General features: G+C 53.5%; 19 protein-coding genes, 2 tRNA genes and 1 pseudogene. 10 read left to right on the top strand and 12 right to left on the bottom strand.

Annotation, left to right across the window (positions count from 1 at the left end; all coding sequences use genetic code 11):
• Window positions 1-78: pseudogene (locus J2T37_RS03250) on the top strand (IS1595 family transposase); the annotation flags it as partial.
• 588 nt (window positions 79-666) lie between these two features.
• Window positions 667-1053: a YkvA family protein gene (locus tag J2T37_RS03255; protein ID WP_253353764.1), complete on the top strand. Its 387-nt coding sequence runs from the start codon at window positions 667-669 to the stop codon at window positions 1051-1053.
• A 126-nt stretch (window positions 1054-1179) separates the two neighbouring features.
• On the opposite strand, the gene J2T37_RS03260 is transcribed toward J2T37_RS03255, so the two are convergent.
• The 4 genes from J2T37_RS03260 to dapF all read right to left on the bottom strand — a co-directional run bounded on the left by J2T37_RS03260 (window position 1180) and on the right by dapF (window position 4328).
• Window positions 1180-1677, bottom strand: coding sequence for a prokaryotic membrane lipolipid attachment site family protein (locus J2T37_RS03260; protein ID WP_253353765.1), 498 nt, complete (start codon window positions 1675-1677; stop codon window positions 1180-1182).
• 155 nt (window positions 1678-1832) lie between these two features.
• Complete coding sequence (gene cysK / locus J2T37_RS03265; protein ID WP_253353766.1) at window positions 1833-2765, bottom strand: cysteine synthase A; 933 nt, start codon at window positions 2763-2765, stop codon at window positions 1833-1835.
• Window positions 2766-2873: 108 nt separating this feature from the next.
• Complete coding sequence (locus tag J2T37_RS03270) at window positions 2874-3479, bottom strand: hypothetical protein (protein WP_253353767.1); 606 nt, start codon at window positions 3477-3479, stop codon at window positions 2874-2876.
• Window positions 3480-4328, bottom strand: coding sequence for a diaminopimelate epimerase (gene dapF / locus J2T37_RS03275; protein WP_253353768.1), 849 nt, complete (start codon window positions 4326-4328; stop codon window positions 3480-3482). It lies immediately after the preceding gene.
• 285 nt (window positions 4329-4613) lie between these two features.
• On the opposite strand from dapF, the gene J2T37_RS03280 reads away from it, so the two are divergent.
• Window positions 4614-5111, top strand: a complete 498-nt coding sequence (locus tag J2T37_RS03280) for a NemA protein (RefSeq protein WP_253353769.1) — start codon at window positions 4614-4616, stop codon at window positions 5109-5111.
• 158 nt (window positions 5112-5269) lie between these two features.
• Window positions 5270-5345 (top strand) — tRNA-Asn (locus J2T37_RS03285).
• Window positions 5346-5490: 145 nt separating this feature from the next.
• Here J2T37_RS03285 and J2T37_RS03290 read toward each other — a convergent pair.
• Window positions 5491-6993, bottom strand: a complete 1503-nt coding sequence (locus J2T37_RS03290; protein WP_253353770.1) for a subtype B tannase — start codon at window positions 6991-6993, stop codon at window positions 5491-5493.
• A 156-nt stretch (window positions 6994-7149) separates the two neighbouring features.
• Between J2T37_RS03290 and fdhD the strand changes: the two genes are divergently transcribed.
• Together fdhD and J2T37_RS03300 are read left to right on the top strand one after the other, a co-directional pair.
• Window positions 7150-7959, top strand: a complete 810-nt coding sequence (gene fdhD, locus J2T37_RS03295; protein WP_253353771.1) for a formate dehydrogenase accessory sulfurtransferase FdhD — start codon at window positions 7150-7152, stop codon at window positions 7957-7959.
• Window positions 7960-8041: 82 nt separating this feature from the next.
• Window positions 8042-8965, top strand: a complete 924-nt coding sequence (locus J2T37_RS03300) for a formate dehydrogenase accessory protein FdhE (RefSeq protein ID WP_253353772.1) — start codon at window positions 8042-8044, stop codon at window positions 8963-8965.
• A 66-nt stretch (window positions 8966-9031) separates the two neighbouring features.
• On the opposite strand, the gene ubiD is transcribed toward J2T37_RS03300, so the two are convergent.
• Entirely contained in the window at window positions 9032-10510 is a 1479-nt protein-coding gene (gene ubiD / locus J2T37_RS03305) for a 4-hydroxy-3-polyprenylbenzoate decarboxylase (protein ID WP_253353773.1), read from the bottom strand.
• 239 nt (window positions 10511-10749) lie between these two features.
• Here ubiD and J2T37_RS03310 point away from each other — a divergent pair.
• From J2T37_RS03310 to J2T37_RS03325, 4 genes are all read left to right on the top strand, one after another.
• Window positions 10750-10825 (top strand) — tRNA-Ile (locus tag J2T37_RS03310).
• A 253-nt stretch (window positions 10826-11078) separates the two neighbouring features.
• Window positions 11079-12419 (top strand): sodium-dependent transporter, encoded by a 1341-nt coding sequence (locus J2T37_RS03315; RefSeq protein WP_253353774.1) that lies wholly within the window; start codon window positions 11079-11081, stop codon window positions 12417-12419.
• A 310-nt stretch (window positions 12420-12729) separates the two neighbouring features.
• Window positions 12730-13110, top strand: a complete 381-nt coding sequence (locus J2T37_RS03320; RefSeq protein ID WP_253353775.1) for a hypothetical protein — start codon at window positions 12730-12732, stop codon at window positions 13108-13110.
• A 45-nt stretch (window positions 13111-13155) separates the two neighbouring features.
• Window positions 13156-13377 carry a hypothetical protein gene (locus J2T37_RS03325; protein ID WP_253353776.1) on the top strand — a complete coding sequence of 74 codons (222 nt, stop codon included), beginning with the start codon at window positions 13156-13158 and terminating at the stop codon, window positions 13375-13377.
• 81 nt (window positions 13378-13458) lie between these two features.
• Here J2T37_RS03325 and J2T37_RS03330 read toward each other — a convergent pair whose 3' ends face one another.
• From J2T37_RS03330 to nosZ, 6 genes are all read right to left on the bottom strand, one after another.
• A complete protein-coding gene (locus J2T37_RS03330) occupies window positions 13459-14472 on the bottom strand; it encodes an FAD:protein FMN transferase (protein ID WP_253353777.1) in 1014 nt (337 codons plus the stop codon).
• A 58-nt stretch (window positions 14473-14530) separates the two neighbouring features.
• The gene (locus tag J2T37_RS03335; protein ID WP_253353778.1) at window positions 14531-15025 is read right to left on the bottom strand and encodes a nitrous oxide reductase accessory protein NosL; all 495 of its coding nucleotides are present in this window, start codon (window positions 15023-15025) and stop codon (window positions 14531-14533) included.
• Window positions 15022-15852, bottom strand: a complete 831-nt coding sequence (locus J2T37_RS03340; protein WP_253353779.1) for an ABC transporter permease — start codon at window positions 15850-15852, stop codon at window positions 15022-15024. Before J2T37_RS03340 ends, J2T37_RS03335 begins: the two co-directional genes overlap by 4 nt.
• Entirely contained in the window at window positions 15849-16739 is an 891-nt protein-coding gene (locus J2T37_RS03345; RefSeq protein WP_253353780.1) for an ABC transporter ATP-binding protein, read from the bottom strand. The genes J2T37_RS03340 and J2T37_RS03345 overlap by 4 nt, the downstream gene beginning before the upstream one ends.
• Before the next feature lie 155 nt (window positions 16740-16894).
• The gene (locus J2T37_RS03350; protein WP_253353841.1) at window positions 16895-18214 is read right to left on the bottom strand and encodes a nitrous oxide reductase family maturation protein NosD; all 1320 of its coding nucleotides are present in this window, start codon (window positions 18212-18214) and stop codon (window positions 16895-16897) included.
• A gap of 318 nt (window positions 18215-18532) precedes the next feature.
• Window positions 18533-20503: a TAT-dependent nitrous-oxide reductase gene (nosZ, locus tag J2T37_RS03355; RefSeq protein ID WP_253353781.1), complete on the bottom strand. Its 1971-nt coding sequence runs from the start codon at window positions 20501-20503 to the stop codon at window positions 18533-18535.
• Window positions 20504-20514: the final 11 nt, after the last annotated feature.

Genomic DNA, 20514 nt, shown 5'->3' on the forward strand with positions numbered 1-20514 from the left:
GAATGGCGTTTTAACAACAGTGAAATAAAATCTCAAATTTCTATTTTGAAACAGTTAGTAAAAGGTAATTTGCTCTAATTATCTAGTACAGCCCCTAAATTTTTACAAAAACACGGAAAAACAAACCTATCACATTCATTTTCATAGGGTTCTGCTCCGCCTTAATTTTCATCCCGCTACATTTTTCAGACGGCCTCATGCCAAAGCACACACCCGATTTGTCGGCTCACTGCAACAGTCGGGCAAAAAATGACGACGTTTTAATCCCAATTTCACCATGCCCGCCCGCCTACTCCTCTTGTTTTCCCAATAAAATTAAAGATTCTGCCACTTCCGCCGTAGAAGTTAGCATGAAAATGCATATCCCTGACATTTCTTATCATCAGCTAATCCTATACTTAGAATCTGTATTCATAAGATTGGTAGATGGATTTTTGTTGGATAATTATACGAATACAAGGCGGACTTTTACGCCAATAGTGGACTATTGGCGTAAAAGTGGCGTAAAAGTCCAACGCAGTAGGTGTGTGATTAGGCAATAAAAAGGCGCTATCAAGATTGTGAATGCAGGTTCTTAATCCGCACATTCGCGAGGCTGCACCTAAGCAGAGAATGTCCCGACAGCCGGGCCATGACATTTCGACATCAACAATAAGGGATTAACCCATGAACCGTTCTTCCGACCCTTCCTCTTCTCCCGATGATTTCATTCCCAAATTCCGCAAAAAGAAACTGGACGAACCGGGCTTCTTGCGCAAACTCGCCCGCTTTGCCGGACGTTTGGGCGCACCGGTCGTCCGCCAGCTTTATGCGCTGTATTTTTTATGGAAATCGCCGCATACACCGAAACGGGCCAAAATGATTATTCTCGGCGCATTGGTTTATTTTTTCAGCCCGATTGACAGCATTCCCGACCTGCTCGGCCCGTTGGGATTCAGCGACGACATTGCCGTGATTACATTGGTGTACAGCCAGATGAAAGCGTATCTGACCGACGACATCCGAGAACAGGCGCGTGCGGCGGCCAATAAATTGCTCGGCAAAGAAAGTTGACGCAGGTTAACGGATGCTTGCATTTGATTGATATGTAATTGATACAGTTATTAAAAATAAAAGAGGCCGTCTGAAATCCGCATTGGATTTCAGACGGCCTCTTTTATTTTATACAACGCAATCTGCTTATTGCAGCGGCTGCATATTCATGACTTCCATCAGGAAGTTGGTAAACGCCGGGTTATTCGGCTTGCTGCTCATATTTTTCCAACGCTGCTGCCAACCGCGCAAAGCGTTTTGGATATACAGCTTGGATTGCTCGGTGGTGATTTCACCGCGCTGACTATCTACCGCAGAACGCAGGTAAATCTCATACATACTGTCGTCCACAGAGTTGCGACCGACCAGCTGAATGCGATAGCGGTTCAAATATTGGGCAGCCTGCACTTTGGTCATCTTACCTTGGCTGACCTGCACGCTCAAACGCGTTGCCTCGTCACGGATTTTGGAAACATCCGTCCAGTGGGAAGAAGCCAAGCGGAAACCGGCAGCCGGTGTTTCGGTTACTTTCACATTGGTCGGATTGACCGGCACTTCTTTGAGCGTAGGCAGATACAGGGTATCGCAACCGGCCAGCGCCGCCAATACAAATAAGAGGGGAATATGTTTTTTCATGAGTGCCATTATAATCAAATTCGGCAAAATAGGCCAAATTGAAGAAAGAGTTGGCAGCTGAAAGTTTGCCGAATTACAACAGGCTTCAGACGGCCTTAACGATCTGAAACGGCCATACGCAAAAAAGGCCGTCTGAAACGGCCTTTTCATCATGCGAACTATCGTTATACCAAATCGGCAAACAGCGGGGTAGATAAGTAGCGCTCGCCGTAAGACGGAATTAATACGACAATCAGTTTGCCTGCGTTTTCCGGTTTTTTAGCCAATTCCAATGCTGCCCAAACAGCCGCACCGGAAGAAATACCGACCAAAATACCTTCTTTTTCCGCCATTGCGCGTGCGGTTTCAAAAGTTTCTTCATTAGGCGCTTTGATAATGCTGTCGTAAACATGGGTGTTCAGTACGCTGGGTACGAAACCTGCGCCGATACCTTGAATCGGGTGCGATCCTTTTTCGCCGCCGCTCAATACCGGAGAGGCTTCCGGCTCAACGGCAACAATTTGTACATTAGGATTATGCGCTTTCAGCACTTCGCCCACGCCGGTAATGGTACCGCCGGTACCCACACCCGCCACGAAAATATCGACTTTACCGTCTGTATCCTGCCAAATTTCTTCGGCAGTGGTTTTGCGGTGGATTTCCGGGTTGGCCTCGTTGTCAAACTGACGCGGCATGAAGTAAGTATCCGGATGTTCGTCAACCAAAGATTGCGCTTTGGCAATCGCACCGCCCATGCCGTCGGCCGCCGGCGTCAGAATCAGCTCTGCGCCATAGGCACGCAGCAGCATGCGGCGTTCTTTACTCATGCTCTCAGGCATGGTGATAACCAATTTGTAACCGCGTGCGGCGCAGACCATGGCCAAACCGATACCGGTATTGCCGCTAGTGGCTTCAACGATGACGGTATCTTTGTTGATTTTACCGGCTTTCTCAGCAGCTTCAATCATGGATTCGGCAATGCGGTCTTTGACGCTGCTGCCCGGATTGAAAAACTCCAGTTTGGCCACGACTTGCGCGCCCAAGCCTTCGGTCAGGCGGTTTAATTTGACCAACGGGGTATTACCGATTAATTCGGTAATGCTATTTGCGATTTTCATACTCTGCTCCTGATTCATTCGGTTAATAATAATACAGTCTGCATAATATCATAGGCGCAGGCCGTCTGAAAAACCAATACTTAATGCTTCTTACCTTATAACTTTTCGTTAGGAAAAAATTTCCGCCATCAATATGACGGCAAGCGCTATCTGCCAGATAACCGCCAGCAGCAGGCCGCTTTCCAACTGTTTGCGGCTAAACAGACAAACCGGCTGCTTCATCATTACGCGCCGGTGCACATAAAAAACCGCCATCAGCAAAAACTGCAACACAAACCAATATACCGGCATTAAAGCATACATTTTCAGCAGCGCGGGCATGACAAAAGCGGTTTTACCATTCGGGAAATGATAGCATACAAGCGCAGCCAAAAACAAAAAAGCCAGCGTCATCAAAAGATTACTGACGGCAAACAGACTGAGCAAAGGATGTTTGCCATCGGTCTGCCAAAATTTCCCGTCCGGCGTTTTCCGCCAGCAATCAATAAAGAAAAATATGCTGCCCACAGTCAGATAGGCATGCGGCAAAAATAGCGGCGGGATGTGAGTAATCCCCCAAATGCCGGGCAGCAGCTTCGATCCGAGCCATCCGACTGCCAACCACAAAATCACGCTGCTCCAAAACCATTGGAACAGCCCTGCCCTGAAAATCAGTCCCAAGAAAAACAAGCCATAGGCAAGCACGCTTAACAGATTAAAATCTACGCCGCCCATTTAATACCGCAACTCGCCTTCAAACACCGTCTCCGCAGGCCCCGTCATCATCACATCCTCTTCCGGCTGCCAACTGATAAACAAATCCCCTCCGGGCAAGGTAACTTTAACCGGCACACCGGCGTCCAGCAGCCCTAAACGCACACCGGCCACCACCGCCGCGCACGCGCCCGTACCGCAGGCTTGCGTTTCGCCCGCACCGCGCTCATACACACGCAGCCGGATGGCTTGGCGGTCGATAATCTGCATAAAACCAACGTTGACACGCTCAGGAAACTGCTTGTGTGATTCAATCGCTTCGCCCAAACGCTCAACCGGCGCAGTTTGCACATCCTCCACCACAATCACCGCATGCGGATTACCCATGTTCACGCAAGACACCGGCACGGCTTCCAAGCCCACCAATACGGTATGCACCAACGCATCATCCGCCTCATCCGAAGCCGGTACAAACGGAATTTCAGACGGCATAAAGCGCGGTTTGCCCATATTGACCGTAACCAAACCATTATCCAGCAATTTCGGCACAATCATGCCGCCTGCCGTTTCCACCACAATTTCTTTTTTATCGGTCAAACCTTTATCCACCACAAAGCGCACAAAGCAACGCGCCCCGTTGCCGCATTGTTCCACCTCGCCGCCGTCGGCGTTGAAAATACGGTAACGAAAATCCACCGCTTCGGAAGTCGGTTTTTCCACCACCAATAATTGGTCGAAACCCACGCCGCGAAAACGGTTTGCCCACGCCGCCAACGGCGCGGCTTTCGGGTCAAAATCCTGATTGACCGCATCAATTACCATAAAATCATTGCCCAAACCGTGCATTTTGGTAAATTTCAAAGTATTCATTTCTGTTCCTCAAACAGGCAGACATGCCCTACTGCGCAAAGCACATCAGGCCGTCTGAAAATAGTGCCTATCATAATACAGGCAAGCCGCCGCCGGATACAGCAAAAAATCCCAATAACGCATATAGCGGCTTTCATACCCGCTTATGCCGATGTCCGCATGACGGAAAACCGACACTTTCCCGCCCTTCTCCACCCCGTTCGTAAGCTTTTACTTATCATAACGCCGAGCGTGCGGCAAACCCGATATACTGCCCGTCAGCATACCAAAAACCAGGAAGACACCATGAAACACATTATTCCGCTTACCGCACTCGCCGCCTTACTCAGCGCCTGCACCGTCGGCACCCCCGGCATGTCCGTCGGCTTGGGCGTCGGCACCAGTATCGGCAGACACGTCGGCTTGGGCACTTCGCTCAATATTCCCATCAGCTTGGATAAAAACAAAACCGGTCAAAATACTAACAACAGCAACGGCGGCGTAAACGTCATCGAAGAACAAATCGTGACCTATTTCGACGCGCAGGGCAACACGTCCAATAATGCCGTCAAAGGCGGCTTCTACCGCCGCTTAATCAGCAAAAGCGGTAACGATTACGTGGTACAGGATTTTTACGGCGACAACGGCCAAAAACGTACCGATCCCTACACCCTGACGCGCGAACAATTAATGCAGTTCCGCGCCGCCCCCGCCAACGGCTCGCTGACCACTTATGCCTACAACGGCAACCTCATGCAGCAGCAAGTATTTAAAAACGGCAAATTGGTCAATGCGCAATACTGAGCAGGAAAATAGAGGCCGTCTAAACGCCGTTTCCCTGGCTCTCCGCCCGCTTTATCCTATTTAAATTAGCTTAGCATTCAGACATTTGTAATATTGCTACGCAATTTGGTCATTATTTAGGTTGACACATTTTTTAGAGCCGTTATAATACGCCCCATTCCCCGATAGCTCAGTCGGTAGAGCGACGGACTGTTAATCCGCAGGTCCCTGGTTCGAGCCCAGGTCGGGGAGCCAAATTTAAAAAGCCTGAATCGAAAGATTCAGGCTTTTTTTATAACGATAATCCATGTATTCAAATCAATATCCAGATTTACATAAAAGGCCGTCTGAAAAACCGATAACCCGATTTTCAGACGGCCTTCTCCTCATTGCCCGCAGCTCATTTGCTTACCTGTTTCATCCAGGCAAACAGCTCGTCCAAGTCATAATCGCCGCTGTGCGGCACGCCCCACGGCAGGGCGTAATCAACGGTATAGCCGCTGTTTTGCAGCTTGGCTGCCAACATCGCAGACACAGCCAGCGAAGTATCGCGGTCGTTGGTACCGACGCGGATACGCCAGTTTTGCGGGATTTTTACCGCGCCGCTGCCGATGTAGTTCAGCGGATTCATCACTTTCACGGTTTGCGCGTCAGCCAGCGTTGCGCCTTTGACGGTACTGTTTTGCATAGAGAATGCGGTGAAGTGCTGCTTGTCGGTAGTCGCGTTGCCGAAGAGTTGGTTTTCGCCGGTACTCAAATCCATGCCGTCAAAGGCGGGCGGGGTTTTCTGGCGTCCGGCGGCTTTGGCGTAGGCGTCAAAATCCACGGCGGTTACTTTGCCGTTTTTCACCGTCAGCCATTTACTGCTGCTGATGTCTTTGCCTGCGTCCAACTGGCCTTGCGCCGATTTTGCCAAGAATGAGGCCACGTAGTTTTTAAAGCTGCCGTTGCCTTTATTGTCCAAAGTCAGAGAGCGGCCTTGCGCGTCTTTCAGGCCGAGGCTGTTGATGTAGGCGGGATACAGCGGTTTGAGTTTGTCGGACAAGGCGATTTCGGCGGCAGTCAGCGTACCGGGCACCAACTCGCGTTTGACGTTGTAGTCCAACATGGTGATGTTCATTTTTTGGTAATCATTGACACCGTTAAACTGCCATTCGTAGGCCATGTCCGCATGGTCGAGATCGGTAATCGGGCAATAGGCAGATACGGCAAAAATGCTGTCGTCCGCTTCGGCGGCACCCAAGGCTTTTAAGTAAACTTCGTAGTCTTTGCTGTTGCCGGTCGCGCCGAGTAAGGCGGACAAAGCGCCACCCGCGCTGGTGCCGTTGGAAATGATTTTATTGGCATCGCCCGGCATGATGTTATCGTTGGCTTTCGGATAGCGTACAGCGGCTTTCAAATCCACAATCGCGGCTGGCGCTTTGCCGTTGGCGGCGGTACGGCCACGCGCACCCGGCGAGGCGACAACATAACCTTTAGACAGCGCAGTTAAAGCGGCATTCGGCGTTTGATTGCCGCTGCCGTCCGGTGCGCCGCCCGGCCCTTTTCCGCCCAAGCCCGGTTTGCCCGGTTCAGCCGGCATATAGCCGCCGATTTGGTTGGGGAAGAAAATCGGCGCGGTGTCGGCGGTAAAACCTTCTACCGAACCGCCGTTGTAATAAGCCTCCGGCACATAAATATTGATGATTTCATATTTAGTATCCACCGGATTTTTCACATACACAATGCCCTCAAAAGCACGGAATTTCACGGCTTTACCGTTTACTTCCAAGCTCTGCTCAGTGTATTTTTGTTTGGCAAAATCCAAATCGTAAGATTTCGGTGCGCTCGTTTTTGATGAGGCACATGCGCTCAATCCGACGGCAAGCGAAGCGGCCAGCAGGGTTTTAGCGGTTTTATTCATCACAGATTCCAAGTATCAAAATTACAAACGTGTTTATCTTAATGCTTGAGCAGCTGTTTGAGTATGATTCTTAATCGAATTTTACGCCCGCTTACAGAAAGGCTTTTTTCAGGCAAAACGCGCTATAATGGCATTTTTTCAGACGGCCAAACTGCCATGCTTCCCGCCCCCGCCCTATCCTGCACCGTTTACCGCACCTGCGGCAATTCGCTGCGCCCCGATGACGACATTTTGGCCGAAGAGACCGCCGTTGCGCTGGTGTATAACGGCATTACCCATGTCGTCTTGATGGCAACGCCGCAAGATTTGGCGGAGTTGGCGCTCGGTTTCAGCTTGAGCGAAGGCATTTTGCACCATGCGTCTGAACTCTATGATATTGAGGTACAACCTGCTTGCGATGGGATTGAAGTGCAGATGGAAATCGCCTCCGCCCGTTTCCAAGCCTTGAAAGAACGCCGCCGCAATATGACCGGTCGAACCGGTTGCGGCTTATGCGGCATAGACAGTCTGGCGGCGGTAAAGCCCAATCTGTCGCCTGTTGCCCGTCACCGCCGTTTTTCTATCACTGAAATTCAGACGGCCTTGGCCGATTTTGACCACCACCAACCTTTGAGAAAAAGTGTCGGCTCGGTACACGGCGTAGCGTGGGTGGCCGATGGCAAAATCACCGCCGCCTTTGAAGATGTCGGTCGCCACAACGCGCTCGACAAGCTCATCGGTTTTGGCACGCGCCATCAGATTGACTGGCAGCAAGGCTTCCTCTTGATTTCCAGCCGCGCCAGCTACGAAATGGTCGCCAAAGCCGCCGCCGCCGGTATCGGCTGCATAGTCGCCGTATCCGCCCCCACCGCCCTCGCCGTGCGCTTGGCAGAGCAGGCGGGCATGACCTTAATCGGCTTTGCCAAACCGCAAAAATTCAATGTATATAGTTGCTCCGAATATATTGAAACCGAGAAAAAAGATTAAGAACCTGTTTCAGACGGCCTCCGTGCCGATAAGCCGAATAAAGCAGCTCGCATAACAAAATCATACACATCAAGGAATACCCATGACCACCACCTCCATCCAGCCCGTTGAAGAAATCAAAAAAGGCCTGTTCCATACCCCGTTTTGGCTCGCGCCCGAGCAGGACATTTTCGCCAAGCGCGCCGTGCGTTTTCAAGAATTGGCGCAGGAAGACAACAGCGATTGGTGCGCTTACCTGACCCTGCTTGCCGCCGTCTGCAAGGCGCAGCAGACCGTGTCCGAACGCCACGATTTTCCGCCGCCCGAGCTGTATCAGGGTGAAACCGTCTTGCTCGCCGCCGCGCAAAGCCAAGTGCCATCTGAATTTTTTGCCGTGTTCACGGATTTGTTGAACGAAGTCAACGGCAACATCACCGCCACCGCCGCGCAGGAAACCGCCAAGCTCAAAGCCTTGCCGCAAGAAGCGACCGAAGCGCTGGCGCAACGCGTGTTGAGCCATTCCACCACTGCTGCCGACAAAGCCGCCGTGATTTGGGTACAGGCCGCCTTGCAGATTATTTGGACGGCATGGGCGGCGCAACTGACGGAAGACCATGTACCGCCTATTGAAGAGCGCACCCACTGCCCCTGCTGCAGCACCGAAGCCGTCGGCAGCGTGATTCTGATTAAAGGCGATTTGGCCGGATTCCGCTATATGCACTGCCCGCTGTGCAACAGCCGCTGGAACGTCTTGCGCGCCAAATGCCCGACTTGCGGCGACGCCGGCCATATGCGCCTGCAACAAGTGGAAGCAGACAGCGCTCCCGACCTTGCCTCCGCCTACCGGGGCGCGTATGCCGAAAGCTGCACATCCTGCGAGAGCTACCGCAAGCTCTACCGCCAAGACAAGCAGCAATACGCCGACCCCGTGGCCGACGACTTGGCGACTCTGGGCTTGGACATCGCCGTCGGCGAAGCGGGTTTCGACCGTGGCGGCGCGAATCCGTTTTTATTATTGGGCGAATAATCCGTTCGCAAGAAAAGGCCGTCTGAAACGATTGTTCGTTTCAGACGGCCTTTTGGATGAAGAATGTTATAAACCCAAATCCGCCCACATCGCATTAACTTTCGCGACCACGGCCGGATCTTTCTCAATCACGCGCCCCCATTCGCGCTCGGTTTCGCCCGGCCATTTATTGGTGGCGTCCAAGCCCATTTTGCCGCCCAAACCGCTGACGGGGCTGGCAAAATCGAGGTAGTCAATCGGCGTATTTTCCATCAATACGGTATCGCGCACCGGATCCATGCGCGTGGTCACCGCCCAAATCACTTCTTTCCAGTCGCGCACGTTGATATCGTCGTCCACCACGATAATAAACTTGGTGTACATAAACTGGCGCAGAAACGACCAGCAGCCCATCATTACCCGCTTGGCGTGTCCGGCGTATTGTTTTTTCATGCTCACCACCGCCATGCGGTAGGAGCAGCCTTCGGGCGGCAGGTAGAAATCGGTAATTTCGGGGAACTGCTTTTGCAACAGCGGCACGAATACTTCATTCAGCGCCACGCCCAATACGGCCGGCTCGTCGGGCGGTTTGCCGGTGTAGGTGGAATGGTAAATCGGGTCTTGGCGCATGGTGATGCGCTCGACGGTAAACACCGGAAAATAATCCTGCTCGTTGTAATAGCCGGTGTGGTCACCGTAAGGCCCTTCCAGTGCGGTTTCGTCGGGATGAATCACGCCTTCCAGCACGATTTCCGCTCGCGCCGGCACGTTCAAATCATTGCCGATACATTTCACCAATTCGGTGCGCGAACCGCGCAGCAGTCCGGCAAACTGGTATTCGCTCAAGGTATCGGGCACGGGCGTGACCGCGCCCAAAATGGTGGCGGGGTCGCAGCCCAACACCACCGCCACGGGATACGGCGTAGCGGGATTTTGTTTGCGGAACTCCTGATAATCCAGCGCGCCGCCACGGTGCGACAGCCAGCGCATAATCAGCTTGTTTTTGCCGATGAGCTGCTGGCGGTAAATGCCGAGGTTTTGGCGTTTTTTATGCGGCCCGCGCGTAACCGTCAAGCCCCACGTTACCAGCGGCGCCACGTCTTCCGGCCAGCAGTGCTGAATCGGCAGTTGGTACAAATCGACCTCATCGCCTTCGACAATCACTTCCTGACACGGCGCGTTTTTCACCATATTGGGCGCCATGCTCCAAATGTCTTTTAAGAGCGGCAGCTTGGAAAACGCGTCTTTAATGCCCTTGGGCGGCTCGGGTTCTTTCAGATAGGCCAGCGTTTGGCCGATTTCGCGCAGCTTATCGACGCTGTCCGCGCCCATGCCCATCGCCACGCGCTCGGGCGTACCAAAAAGATTGGCCAACACGGGATAGGCGTAGCGCGTACCGTCGGCGCGGACGGGGTTTTCAAACAATAAGGCCGGCCCTTCGGCACGCAGCACGCGGTCGGCGATTTCGGTCATTTCCAAATCGGGCGATACCGGCGTGTTAATGCGCTTGAGCTTGCCCTGCGCTTCCAACTGGGCGATAAAATCGCGTAAGTCTTTGTATTTCATATTTCCCTCGGGAAGGCCGTCTGAACGGTTCGCCTCTGTCGGCAATTTTCAGACGGCCTGTAAACGGTATTTGAACGGGATTATAACGTGTTTTGCCGCGCTGTCGGCAGAATAGGCCGTCTGAAAAAAGCCTGCGCATTTCCTTTTAACGCAACGCATTTTTCATGCTGCCCCAACGCCGCCTTCAGACGGCCTTGCCCGCGCTCGGATTTATGTTACAATACGCGCCTATCTCTGACGGGTCGGTAGCTCAGGGGTTAGAGCAGGGGACTCATAATCCCTTGGTCGTGGGTTCGAAACCCACCCGACCCACCACATTCCCAAAGCCGTCTGAAAGGATTCAGACGGCTTTTTTGTCAGCCCAATGGCTGATAAAGCATAAAATACTATTTTTTAAACTTTTATGATATTTATAAATATTATATTTTAAATTTTCGGATAATTCTGCCCATTTTATCTCATACTGCGCACCATCCGTGCATAATCGTTTCAGCCGCCTGCAAAATGCGGGCAAGCTCTGCGCCTGCTTTGTTACAATCAGGCGTTTTTGATTTTTGGGATACAGAATATGAATAAAACGGCTTCCTGGTCGTCCAAAATCGGCTTTATTTTGTCGGCGGCGGGTTCCGCCATCGGTTTGGGCGCGATTTGGAAATTCCCTTATACCGCCGGCACCAACGGCGGCGCGGTGTTTTTCTTATTGTTTTTGATTTTTACCGTATTGGTCGCTCTGCCCGTCCAGCTGGCGGAATTTTACATCGGCCGCACCAGCGGTAAAAACGCGGTGGATGCGTTTAAAACGCTCGCGCCCGGCTCCCGCGCCTGGCCGTGGATCGGTCGCATGGGTGTGGCGGCGTGTTTCGTTTTGCTGTCGTTTTACAGCGTGGTTGGCGGATGGGTGTTGAATTATGTGGTGCACGCGTTTACCGGCCAGATTCACGAAGGCGCGGATTTTGCCGCCCTATTCGGCCAGACCATCGCTAATCCGTGGGGCGTGTTGTTTTATCAGGGGCTGTTTATGCTGATGACGGTTTGGGTAGTCAAAGGCGGTATTTCAGACGGCATTGAAAAAGCCAACCGCTATATGATGCCCGCTTTATTCGTTTTATTTTTGCTGTTGGCGGTGCGTTCGCTGACGCTGCCGGGCGCGATGGCGGGGGTGTCCTTCCTGCTCAAACCCAACTGGTCGTATGTCAAACCGCAAACCATGCTCACCGCGCTGGGGCAGGCGTTTTTTGCGCTGAGTATCGGCGTGTCCACCATGATTACTTATGCGTCGTATCTGGACAAAAAGCAGGATTTGTTCCGCTCGGGCAACAGCATTATGTGGATGAACCTGCTGGTTTCGCTCTTGGCCGGTTTGGTCATTTTTCCGGCGGTATTTGCTTTCGGCTTCGAGCCGGGTCAGGGGTCGGGTTTGATTTTCATCGTTTTGCCCGCCGTGTTTATGAAAATCCCTTTCGGCAGCCTGCTGTTTGCCGTGTTTATGCTGCTGGTGGTGTTCGCCACGCTGACCTCGGCGTTTTCCATGCTGGAAACGGTGATTGCCGCCGCCATCCGCGATGATGAAAGCAAGCGCAGCAGCCGCACTTGGCTCATCGGCACAGCCATTTTTATCGTCGGCATTCCGTCTGCGCTATCATTCGGCGTGATGGCGGAAACCAAAATTTTCGGCAAAACCGTGTTTGATTTGTGGGACTACATCATTACCGCGCTGATTATGCCGATTAGCTCGCTGTGTGTGGCTTATTTTGTCGGCTGGCTGCGCAATAAGCAGTCGGTGTTGGCCGACATCAGCGAAGGCAGCACCGTGCCGAAAGGCATTATCCTGCTGTGGCTGAACACCCTGCGCTATATCGCGCCCATCGCGATTTTATTGGTGTTTGCCAATACGCTGGGCTGGATTTGACCGACTGTAAGTAATCCGTAAAGGCCGTCTGAAGCAGAATATGGTTTTCTGCTGTTTCAGACGGCCTTTTTCTTGCGCAAAGCATCCAAACCGGCAAGGATTAGCTAAATTTCAACCAGATTTTACCCATATTGTGATACCTGTTCTAAAAATATTAACTTTTATTAATATTAACGCTGGTGGTTGACCGTTTATCCTGTTATTATGCCGACTATCAAAATAATAACCGATTATCAGAGATTGATACCGCTCATCTGATTTCATCCGCAAATTTTGGCCATGTAGTGCTGCCATTGAGAGGAGTTTGATTATGACTGTTATCGCCATCGACATTCAGCCGCAATACCGATTTTCCTGCATGGCGGCCAATGAGCAATATTTTTTAAACGAGCCGGAAAACATCGTTGACGAATTAAACCGCCAGGCGCGTTTTTCCGACAAACGCCTGCTGGTGGAAAACGTCTCGCCGGCCGACGAATCCTTTTGTATTAGCTGCATTGATGCCCCGCTGGGGCGCAGTGGTCAGGTTTTTGTTCGCGGCGAAGAAGCGGCGGCCTGCCTCAAAAGCAGCCTGCTGGACGGCCTGCCTGTCCCGTCTGCTTACGACCGCATTATCAGCATTGGCAACAGCCGCAGCGGTACTTGCTTTACCGATTCCGCCGAAACCCGCAGCAGCGGCCTGATGGAATGACTGGCGGCGCAGCAAGCCGATACGGTTATTATCGGCGGCCTGGCATTGGAAGGTGCGGTAGCGGATACCGCCCGCCAACTGGCACATTACAACCGCGATATGCACATTATCGTCAATCTGAGCGCCTGTTGCGGTTATACGCGGGAAACCACTTTGCAAACCATAGACAGCATGAAGGAACTGGGTATCAGCGTTGCTTCCTGCGCCGCTGAATTGGTGACCTTAATGCATCATTTTTCATCTCCAGCTCTGTTTAGAGTGTTGTAATCTCTTGCTAGACTCCCAGTTGCAAGAGTTTTTGAGCCGCCCCCGGGCGGCTCCTTTTTGCACTTTGGCCAGAATATGCATTTATTCTAAATTATTTATCCGCCCGTCGGACATCACCAGCCACACTTTGGCACCGACCGAACGGGCAGCTTGGCGGACGGCGGTTTCCGGCATAATCGCAAACGCCGTTGCCAACGCGTCGGCGGTTGCCGCATTCGCCGCCATCACACTGATACTGCGGTAACGCGGCTGCGCTCCGCCGGTACGAGGATCAAACAGATGGGTGAATGTCCCCTGCTCGTTGAATACCGTGCCGTAGCCGCCGGAAGTGGCAAAGCCTTCGTTTTGCAGCGGCACGCTCAACAAGACTTGGCTTTCGTCCTGCGGATTTTTAATGCCGACTTGCCACGTTTTTTGCCCGTTCGCGCTCAATCCCCTGATTTCCCCCATATCCACCAGCGCCTGCGTGATACCGTGACGCTGCAAGAGTTCCACTACTTTATCGGTAATGTAGCCCTGCGCAATGCCGTTGAGCGACAAGCCCATGCCTTTTTCGGCAAACGCAATGCCGCTGCTGTCAAACTGCATTTTGTCCAAACCGACCAACGCCAAAGCCTTATTGATGTCGCGCTGCGGCGGCGGGGTGTTCGCATTCGGATGCCGTCTGAAATAACCGGCGTAGGTGTTCCAAAGCGGTTGGATGGTCGGATCGAATGCGCCGCCGGTCAGCCGGTAAATATCGCGGCTCATGCCCAATACCGCCAATAAATCGGCGGTCGGCTGTTTCAGACGTCCTTCGCGGTTCAAACGGCTGAGCACGCTGTTTTCGTCATACAGGCTGAAGATTTTTTCCAAGCGTGCGGTTTCGGTCAGCGCTTTCTGAATCACGCTTTCAGCAAACGCGCGGTCAGTATGATAGATACGGATTTCCGCGCCCGAACCGAGGGCAATGCCCTGCCAGACAACGGGTTTGCCGTCGGTATTGGCGGTGGTTTGAGGAGTGAGGGAAACAAGATAACGGCGGACGGCCAGCGGCAGCAAAACGGCTGCGGCGGCAGATGAAATCAGGAGTTGGCGGCGGGAAATGGCGGACATGGGTTTTCAGACGGCCTTGTCGGGCATTCACAAAACGTGCATACCCGACACAACAAAATCATTTAAAAATATACGTTTCCGGCATGTCGTCAAACGACACCACCCGGCCGCCTTTTTCCTGCGCAAATTTTTCGGCTTGCGCTTTATCGGCAAACGGCAGCGCGTCTTCCGCACCCATGCCGCCGACAAAACCGCTCTCGATTACATAATAGGCTTTTTTTGCGTCCATCCATGCGTTGTCGGCATTCGGCTTGCTCCAGTCGGTCACTTTGCCCATGTCGGTTACGTAAATCACGCTGATGCCTTTGAGCTCTTCCGGCAATTTGGTATAGCCGAACATCTGCTTGATGGTGGAAAACCACACCGGTCGGTCAGGCTGCCCGTTGAGGAACAGCTGCGCTTTCGGGCCGGTGTGTTCGGTCAGGCTCATGTTGCAATAGTGGCCGACGGCTTGCGCGGTCAGGGCTTGCGGCGCGGGACGTTCGGCGGTTTCTTTGCCGCCGCAGGCGGCTAAGGCCAAGGCGGTGCATATCGTCAACAGAATCGGTTTCATATTTGTCGTCTCCCAAAAATCCAAGCGGCCAACGCCAGCGGAATGATGACCCACAACAGCTGTGCCGCCAGCAATACCGGCCAACCGAGGCTGAGCTGCTCGCCCAAGCCCGCCATGCCCGCATACATCGAAGTATTTTCATAACCGGTCAGGTTGAGCAGGCGGTAAATGTCGGTCGGGTTCAACAATAAAATCCCTTCCACCGCCGGTGCGGTCAAAAGCTGCTGCGTATCGGCCACCAACACGCCCAACAGCGCCATATCGAAAATCACCACGAAAAACAGCCACACGCCGATGGCAATGCCCGCCGCCGTGCCGCGTTCTTTCACTTTCGCGCTAATCAGATAACCCATTGCCAAAAACGCCGCGCCCAGTATCACGCTGGCGGCAATCAACAGGCCGAACGGCGCCCAGGCCGCCACATCAATGCCGCCGCCCGCCAGTTGCAATACGATACCGGCCAATCCGTAACCCAGCGCGGTCGCCAGCGTCAAAATAATCAGGTGGCCGATAAATTTGCCCGCCAAAATCTGCCGGCGCGACACGGGATAGCTGAGCAACAGCGCCATCGTGCCGCGTTCGATTTCGCCGATTAGCGCCTCATAGGCCAGCAGCAGCGCAATCAGCGGAATCAGAAACACACTCAGGCTCGACAGGCTGACCACGGTCACGGTCAGCGGATCAACTTTGACCGAACCGGTCGGCGTACTGCCGAGAAAGCCCAGCGACAAAGCCAGCGCCGCCAACAGCAGCGCGGCGGCCACCACCCAGCGGTTGCGCAGGCTGTCGCGCACTTCTTTGCCGGTAATAATCCATACGGGGTTCATACGTCTTCCCTTTTTAAGAACTGCGCGTAGATGTCGTCCAAGGTCGGCGTATGGATGTCGAGATAGGCCAAATCGTTCAAATCCCCCAATTCGGCCAGCAGCGCCATGCGCTCCTCTGCCTTGCATTCGGCGCGGTAGTTGAGGCCGTCTGAATGCTGCCAGCGCGCCGACAAGGTTTTTGGCTGTTTCAGGCGCACGTTCACCGTCAGCGGCAGGCCGCTTTGCACATGCAGTTCGTCCATATTGCCGTCGGCCACTTTCACACCGTTTTTCATCACCACAATGCGGTCGGCGTGGCCGTCGAGTTCGGCTAAGGCGTGGGTGCTCAACAATACGGTCGCGCCTTTGCCGTTGAGTTCGCGCACCACTTCGTAAAACATTTTGCGTGAAGCGGGGTCGAGGCCGGTGGTCGGTTCGTCAAACAGCAATACTTTCGGCTCGCCCAGCAGCGCCTGCGCCAAAGCCAAGCGCTGGCGCATGCCCTTAGAATATGTTCCCACGCGGCGCTTGGCGGCCTGCGCAATACCGACGCGTTCCAGCAATGCCTGATTGCAGCTTAAAGGCTGCTTTTTCAACTTGGCATAAAACGCCATCGTTTCCAAGCCGGTCAGCGACGGGTGCAGCGCCACAGTTTCCGGCAGATAGCCGATTTGCGCACGTAAAGCCGCACCCGCTTTACTGCCGGTCGGTTCGCCCAATAATTTCACTTCGCCCTCGGTCGGCGTTATCAAGCCGAGAATCAGCTTCATGATGGTGGATTTGCCCGCGCCGTTGTGTCCGGCCAAGCCCACGCTCTCGCCCGCTTTCAACACCAAATCCACCCGGTTGACGGCGGCCTGCTCGCCGAAGCGCTTGGTGACGTTGCTTAATTCGACAGGGTTGGTCATTCGTATTCCTCTTTTTTTGGTTTCAGACGGCCTTTGCGGAGGCCGTCTGAAAATGTTGGGATTTCATCCCAACCTGCGCTGTTCACGTTCGGTTTGTCATCGGCATTGATTGAAATGCCTGTCTGAAAAATGATGGGTTTGCAACGCGCTTCGCACTAATCGCTGCCATTCTGCGTTTCCTGCCATTGCGATTTTGAGCGCGCGGCGGCGGCTTTTAACTCTGCTTTCATGCGGCGGTATTGCAGCATAATGTTGTTTTCATACGGCTTCATCAGCGGTTTGCTGTCCACCACTCCGCCCGGCAGCAGCGCGGGGAACTGCGCCTGCGCCCATTTGACAATCATCACAGCGGGGCTGTTCATCAGCAGGCGGGCGGCGGGGGCGCGCCAGATGATTTGGTCGGTAATCCCGTTGGGGCGGTAGGCGTTGTCGCCGATACCGTCGCCGTCCAAATCAAACGCGCTGTTGTCGCTCCAGTAATTGCCGACGCCGTCTTCCGCCCAGTCGAGAAAGCGAGTGCTGACGTATTTGACCTGGTTTTCGTTGTTGACAAAGGAATTGTTGCCCAACTGCGTGCCTTCGATGGCGGCGGTGAAATGAATGCCGGTTTGGCACTGTTCGAAATAATTGCCGGTGATTTTGTTGTAGTTGGCGTTATACACAAACACGCATTTGCCGGCTTGGTCGATGACATTGTCGGCGATTTCGGAATGGTTGACGTAGTTGAGCATAATGCCTTGGTCGCGGCTGTTGACGGCGATGTTGCCGACGACTTTAATCCGGTCGGAAAACATCATTGCATAGCCGATGTTGTTGCCGACGGAAATATTGCCGCTGACTTCGCTGTCGTTGGTGTACATGTAATGCACGGCGAAACGCAGGTCATGGAAGCGGTTGTTTTTATAGGCATTGTGGCTACTGGTATTGGAAAAAATCCCGTCGCGGCCTTGGGAAATGTCGTTGCCGACCACTTGCGCACCGGGCGCGTTCCACACGGTCACGCCGTTGCCGCGCTCGTTGACGCGCAATTTGGCGTCGCCGACAATTTTGTTTTCGCGCACCATCGCGTTTTTCGCGCCGTGGATATACACGCCGACGGAATTATCTAGAATCTGATTGTGCTCGATAAGGGCACGTTCAGCGGTTTCTGCCAAATAAATCCCCGCGTCCATTGCGGGCAGGCTCAAGCCGGATTGGGTAACGGTCAGGTTGCGGATGACCACATCGGGCGCGGTCACGGCAATGGTGCGCCCCGTGCGGTCGCCTCGTATTTCCGTGCGGCCGTCGGGCGCACCTTCCAGGGTCAGCGGCTTGTCAATCAGCAGTTTGGCCGGATACACGCCCGCCGCCAGTTTCAGCGTATCCCCCGCCTGCGCGCGTGCCACGGCCTGCGCCAAATTGTCTTGCGGCGCAACGTGAATCACGGCGGCCATGCCTGTCTGAAAGGCGCAGGCCGCAACCGCCGCTATCATCATGTGCAGCAGGTTGGTTAAACGGGTTGGAATGTGCCAAAGCATCGTTCAGACGGCCTTTGCTGGGAATAAAAAATACAGGGAAATAGAAACAAACCACGTAGGTTGGGATGAAATCCCAACGGAAACCTAAATGATGTTGGGTTTACAACCCAACCTACGCCACTAGGAATAAGCGGAATTTAAAACGCAAAACATAATTTGATATGGCTGTCTGCCTTTATCGCAAAATAATCTGCGCATGGCAAATCATTTTGCGATAAAGGCCGTCTGAAAACCGTTTTCAGACGGCCTGTCTGAATATTATCCTACCGAATCAATTTATTTCGGTTTGACAATCATCTGGCCGGACATTTCCATGTGCAGCGCGTGACAGAACCATTGACAGTAGAACCAATGCACGCCCGGCAGGTTGGCAGTAAAGGTCACGGAAGAAGTCGCCTGCGGGCCGATTTCCATCGCAATGCCGTAGCCTTCCAGCGTAAAGCCGTGGGTCAAATCCTCGATGGTTTCGACGTTGGTCACATACACGGTCACTTCGTCGCCTTCGTTGACCTCAAACTGCGGCACGCTAAATGCGGGCGCCACGGCGGTCATATACACGCGCACTTTGTTGCCTTCGCGGATGACGTTCGACGCTTTGGTCAAATCCACGCCGTCTTTTTTCGCCTGCTCTTCCGCGTCTTTCCAGAACCAGGAATCGCGCTGGCGGTCCCAAGTTTTGGCCGGATTGACTTTGGACGCAGCCACCAGACACATATCGTGCGGCTCGGCAAAGGTCGGGTTGTCGTGCACCAGCTTCATTTCGTTGCCGGAAATGTCAATCAACTGGTCGCATTCCGGTTTCAGCGGGCCGGCGTTCAGGAAGCGGTCTTTGGAGAATTTGTTCAAAGACACCAGCCATTTGCCGTCGGCCTCTTTGGTTTCGCCCATGGTGGAATGGTTGTGGCCGGGTTGGTAGTTCACATCCAGTTTCTGAATGATGTAATCGCCTTTTTTGTCTTTGCTTTTATACGCTTCGATGGCTTTGTCGATGTTCCATTTGACCATCTGGCTGTCGATAAACAGCGTGGTATAGGCGTTGCCGCGACCGTCAAAAGCGGTGTGCAACGGACCCAAGCCCAATTCCGGTTCGGCCACTACCACATCGCGCGGTTGGATTTTACCGGCAAACAAATCGTCCAGTTTGCTCACGTCCAATACGGTAACGGTCGGCGACAGTTTGCCGTTGAGCATGATGTATTTGCCGTCGGGCGAAGCGTTACAGCCGTGCGGCGAATTCGGCACCGGAATATAGCGGGTAAATTTGGAATTGGCCTCAGCGCGGCCGTCCACCATTTTCACGCCGTTCACTTCTTTATATTGGCCGTTTTTAACCGCTTCTTCGATGGCCGCCAGATTGAACACCACGCACCAGTCCTGCTCGTTGGCGGAAGCCGCCTGAACGGTCAGGCCGCGTTCGGAGTTGTAACAGGTGGCAAACGAATATTTGCCTTGGTAGTCGGCATCGCCGTTGTCCAAGTTGCCGTCCACCAACACCTGCCAAGCGATGTCCATGGTTTCGCCGTCGATGGCGGTGTAAACCGCGTTCCAGGTTTTCGGGTCGTTCCACGTGCCGTAGCCTGTGACCGGCGCGATGTGTTCGCCGTTGGCAAACACGTAGCCGGTTTTCGGGTAGCGTTGCAAACGCAGGCCGTGCACGCCGGAGACGTTCGGCAGCTGCACGATTTTATCGGTTTTCATCACCGTCAGATTGATACGGCAGACGCGGTTGTTGGCCTTGTCGTTGGCATAGGCGTAGCGGCCGTCGTAGGTGCAGTCGGTAAACGACAGGTGCGGGTGGTGCAGGTCGCCGTTGGGCAGACAACGCATGTGGTTGTCTTTCAGAAACTTGGCGGTTTCCGGCGTATTGTGCGCATTCAAAATGCTCAGGCTTTCGTTGGTGCGGCCCCAGCCGGTGGCGCTGTCCATATTGAACACGGGAATACGCATTAATTCGCGCATAGACGGCACGCCGAGCAAACGGATTTCGCCCGACTGACCGCCGGAAAGGAAACCGTAATATTGGTCGAGTTCGCCCGGGCCGACTTCCGAAGTCATCTCGCCGCTTGCGCCGTGCGACCCGGCTTTGGCGACAGAGGCGCCGGAAGCCGCGCCTTTCTCACCCTCGCCTTTGGCGCAACCGGCCAAGCCCAACAAACTCGCACCGGCAATGCCGGCGCCGGATACGGCGGCCGTGCCCAAAAACGAACGGCGGCTCAAACCGTTTTGGTCTAATTTTTCGTCTGACATCACAACACTCC

It is taken from the genome of Neisseria perflava (genome assembly GCF_024170405.1).
Classification (GTDB): Bacteria; Pseudomonadota; Gammaproteobacteria; order Burkholderiales; family Neisseriaceae; genus Neisseria; species Neisseria perflava_B.

What these genes read in the sequence shown, in the direction of transcription:
- J2T37_RS03255 (WP_253353764.1), top strand. Translation starts at nt 667, where the DNA reads ATGAACCGTTCTTCCGACCCTTCCTCTTCTCCCGATGATTTCATTCCC.
- J2T37_RS03260 (WP_253353765.1), bottom strand. Translation starts at nt 1,677, where the DNA reads ATGGCACTCATGAAAAAACATATTCCCCTCTTATTTGTATTGGCGGCG.
- cysK (WP_253353766.1), bottom strand. Translation starts at nt 2,765, where the DNA reads ATGAAAATCGCAAATAGCATTACCGAATTAATCGGTAATACCCCGTTG.
- J2T37_RS03270 (WP_253353767.1), bottom strand. Translation starts at nt 3,479, where the DNA reads ATGGGCGGCGTAGATTTTAATCTGTTAAGCGTGCTTGCCTATGGCTTG.
- dapF (WP_253353768.1), bottom strand. Translation starts at nt 4,328, where the DNA reads ATGAATACTTTGAAATTTACCAAAATGCACGGTTTGGGCAATGATTTT.
- J2T37_RS03280 (WP_253353769.1), top strand. Translation starts at nt 4,614, where the DNA reads ATGAAACACATTATTCCGCTTACCGCACTCGCCGCCTTACTCAGCGCC.
- J2T37_RS03290 (WP_253353770.1), bottom strand. Translation starts at nt 6,993, where the DNA reads ATGAATAAAACCGCTAAAACCCTGCTGGCCGCTTCGCTTGCCGTCGGA.
- fdhD (WP_253353771.1), top strand. Translation starts at nt 7,150, where the DNA reads ATGCTTCCCGCCCCCGCCCTATCCTGCACCGTTTACCGCACCTGCGGC.
- J2T37_RS03300 (WP_253353772.1), top strand. Translation starts at nt 8,042, where the DNA reads ATGACCACCACCTCCATCCAGCCCGTTGAAGAAATCAAAAAAGGCCTG.
- ubiD (WP_253353773.1), bottom strand. Translation starts at nt 10,510, where the DNA reads ATGAAATACAAAGACTTACGCGATTTTATCGCCCAGTTGGAAGCGCAG.
- J2T37_RS03315 (WP_253353774.1), top strand. Translation starts at nt 11,079, where the DNA reads ATGAATAAAACGGCTTCCTGGTCGTCCAAAATCGGCTTTATTTTGTCG.
- J2T37_RS03320 (WP_253353775.1), top strand. Translation starts at nt 12,730, where the DNA reads ATGACTGTTATCGCCATCGACATTCAGCCGCAATACCGATTTTCCTGC.
- J2T37_RS03330 (WP_253353777.1), bottom strand. Translation starts at nt 14,472, where the DNA reads ATGTCCGCCATTTCCCGCCGCCAACTCCTGATTTCATCTGCCGCCGCA.
- J2T37_RS03335 (WP_253353778.1), bottom strand. Translation starts at nt 15,025, where the DNA reads ATGAAACCGATTCTGTTGACGATATGCACCGCCTTGGCCTTAGCCGCC.
- J2T37_RS03340 (WP_253353779.1), bottom strand. Translation starts at nt 15,852, where the DNA reads ATGAACCCCGTATGGATTATTACCGGCAAAGAAGTGCGCGACAGCCTG.
- J2T37_RS03345 (WP_253353780.1), bottom strand. Translation starts at nt 16,739, where the DNA reads ATGACCAACCCTGTCGAATTAAGCAACGTCACCAAGCGCTTCGGCGAG.
- J2T37_RS03350 (WP_253353841.1), bottom strand. Translation starts at nt 18,214, where the DNA reads ATGATGATAGCGGCGGTTGCGGCCTGCGCCTTTCAGACAGGCATGGCC.
- nosZ (WP_253353781.1), bottom strand. Translation starts at nt 20,503, where the DNA reads ATGTCAGACGAAAAATTAGACCAAAACGGTTTGAGCCGCCGTTCGTTT.